Source organism: Paenibacillus sp. 3LSP (genome assembly GCF_032465655.1).
Lineage (GTDB): Bacteria > Bacillota > Bacilli > Paenibacillales > Paenibacillaceae > Fontibacillus > Fontibacillus barengoltzii.
Window position 1 is genome coordinate 1 of record NZ_JAWDJI010000201.1, and the last position, 2,484, is coordinate 2,484.

Consider the following 2,484-nt stretch of genomic DNA (forward strand, 5'->3'; position numbering starts at 1 on the left):
AATGACGAACCATTCCGAGACCCAGCATACAGGAGGCGCTTTTTCTGTTCAAACCTCAAATTAATTCCTTACAGGAATGGCTCTTTAACAGATTAATGAGTATAGGGAGTACAGAATAATAATCAAGTATATTCCCAAAAAAACCCATGGAACATAGACTTCAATATGTGTAAAAGGTAAATATTTTTTTCGATCCTTACCTTGACCTAATTGATTCCATTCTTCTTCATATGGTCTAATAGGAAGCAACTCTTCAATTTTATGTATAACCTGAAATTTTCCGAAATTTAAATCCCTATAAGATCTTGTTAGCCTATACCATAAGTATGATAAAATCATGCCACAAAAGCACATTAACAGAACTAAGTAATTAATATTAATTACTTCGCGATCAAGCTTTATAAAACCCAATATTGAAATAAGCGCAGTGTTTATACTTAGAAAAAAAGAACTTGCCGTTAATCGTCTAGAACTTATCCTATCAGCCATCTCAACATATAGTTTATATTGCTCTATTAAGTGATTCTTATAGTTGCTTCCGTAGCTTTCTTCATCCTGGCTTAATAATGGAGACAATTTCATTCAACCGCCTTACAAGGAATCAATCCAGTTTTTAATGTTACTCCATGTCCAATTCACAATTCTTACATCCTCAAGTTCGGTAGGAAGTGTAGTAGGACGATTATCTTGGCTGCCCCATATACCTCTACATGGGATTCCTTCTTCTTTGGCGCATTTAATCTCCCAGAGCTGCCCATCTGCTTTCTTAGTGTTCTTTGTAACAATTATCAATACACCATCGCAGCCTTTAATCTTTGTTCGACATTTTGTTTTCCAGCTCGAGTCCCATGGCTCTTTAACAGACATATCAACAAACTCAAATGGCGACTTTTCATTTTTAGCTTGACCTACCAAAAAGTCTCTCAGGATTTTGTCTTCAATTGCAAAACTAGTAAATATTCGCTTAGCCATGAATCCAACACTCCTCTCAGGATAAAAGTGCTTCTTCGCTGTTTAAAGTGCGAACACCTGTCAATACTGGAAATTAAGAGACCAGTATCGCGAAATGCTCTGATAGTTTCAATTTTCATAGAAGTAGTTTTATAAAGTTTGCACTCAATATATACATGTTCAATCCCATCAGTCCTTTGTATCGTTGCTATAATATCTTTGCCTCCATCACGAGTAGATGTCGTCCATATCGTTTCATATCCCATACTTTCATATAAATGCTCTATCAACCATTCAAATTCAATTGGCTTTAAGTTTAATAATATCTCGAATGAATTATCAAGAGTTATAAACCTTGCTAAAATTATTTGTATACATTGATCTATCCCAATGATTCTATCATCTGGAAGATTTGGCTGTGCGTATACATAACTTTCAAGAGCCTTGATTGCATTGTAAGGATTAGAAGGTAACAATTCTAGGACCCAAGTCATACCCTCCCACGCATCTTGCCCATTAGCTAATCTATGGTATCTCTCATTATGGGACATTTTTTTTGCCATTTCTGTATGTTCTGCAATCTTTGACTCCTTTAATAAGAGATATGTTTCGTAGTCAGATATATCAAAACCTCGGGTAATAGGACATAATAAACATCTTAACAATTTTTTTACTTCATCAATCGACCTATTCTCAATTTCTTTTATATACTCTTCTAACCACTTACTATAGGGAATTCTTAAAGAAGGATATACAACTTCGTCATTATTAAGTACAAGTTCAAACCATTCATCGAATGTTGTATAGTTATCTGTGTAATACTTTAGATTATAGGGCATGTCAAACCATCTCCGACTATCAACTGTAAACAGATACTATTATAAGGTTTATTCTTTAATGCTAAAGTTGTCGAAAAAAAGGGAAAACAAGCTGAATGTCAAATAACAAAAGTAATATTTTTCTAAAGAGGTGTCGTATTTTGAAAACACCAACTGATGCTATTGGCTACCTGCTAAATCTAAGAGAGGAAATAAAACATCCATGGTTTACTTATCTTTGCGATCAGGCAATTTCAACCCAGAATGGACATCTTTCAGAGAATCAATCAAAAATGCTTATGGCCATATTTAAAGGTGAGATGGAATACAAGTCCGATGTAAAAATCCCTCAACAGATCAAGGAAAACAATAATTCTACTGACTCACCTTTTATACATTTAAAGCATTTACATAGTTTTAGAAACTTTAAAAGATTAGATAATAATATAAGACTAAACCTCAGTAAAAGAGTTACTGTTATTTTTGGAGCTAATGGAACTGGTAAATCAAGCTTATGTTCAGCCTTAAAAGTCTTAACAATACCAAAAGAACCAGATACTCCGATTGAAAATGTAAGAGAATTATCTACCGAGGAGTCCTCTTTCGTTTATCAGCTTTCTGATCAATATGAAGAAACAGTATGGAACAAGTCTGCTGGTTATGGATCATTATATAATTATGTCAAATATTTTGACTCCTCTATTGCAGTTAATAT

Annotated in this window: 4 protein-coding genes; 1 reads left to right on the forward strand and 3 read right to left on the reverse strand. The window is 33.8% G+C overall.

Features of this window, described 5'->3' with window-relative positions:
- Window positions 1-84: 84 nt before the first annotated feature.
- Genes RW092_RS23925 through RW092_RS17140 form a run of 3 tightly spaced genes read right to left on the reverse strand, consistent with a single transcriptional unit; the run spans window position 85 to window position 1,790 of the window.
- A complete protein-coding gene (locus RW092_RS23925; protein ID WP_486187853.1) occupies window positions 85-582 on the reverse strand; it encodes a RipA family octameric membrane protein in 498 nt (165 codons plus the stop codon).
- Between the two features lie 9 nt (window positions 583-591).
- Window positions 592-972 (reverse strand): hypothetical protein, encoded by a 381-nt coding sequence (locus tag RW092_RS17135; RefSeq protein ID WP_316010782.1) that lies wholly within the window; start codon window positions 970-972, stop codon window positions 592-594.
- Window positions 924-1,790, reverse strand: coding sequence for a restriction endonuclease (locus tag RW092_RS17140; protein ID WP_316010783.1), 867 nt, complete (start codon window positions 1,788-1,790; stop codon window positions 924-926). Before RW092_RS17140 ends, RW092_RS17135 begins: the two co-directional genes overlap by 49 nt.
- A 140-nt stretch (window positions 1,791-1,930) precedes the next feature.
- Between RW092_RS17140 and RW092_RS17145 the strand changes: the two genes are divergently transcribed.
- The coding region (locus RW092_RS17145) for an AAA family ATPase (protein WP_316010784.1) at window positions 1,931-2,484 on the forward strand (554 nt) is incomplete at its 3' end.

Bases quoted from the DNA above. Each gene is read 5' to 3' on its own strand.
- RW092_RS23925 (WP_486187853.1), bottom strand. From the start codon at position 582: ATGAAATTGTCTCCATTATTAAGCCAGGATGAAGAAAGCTACGGAAGC.
- RW092_RS17140 (WP_316010783.1), bottom strand. From the start codon at position 1,790: ATGCCCTATAATCTAAAGTATTACACAGATAACTATACAACATTCGAT.
- RW092_RS17135 (WP_316010782.1), bottom strand. From the start codon at position 972: ATGGCTAAGCGAATATTTACTAGTTTTGCAATTGAAGACAAAATCCTG.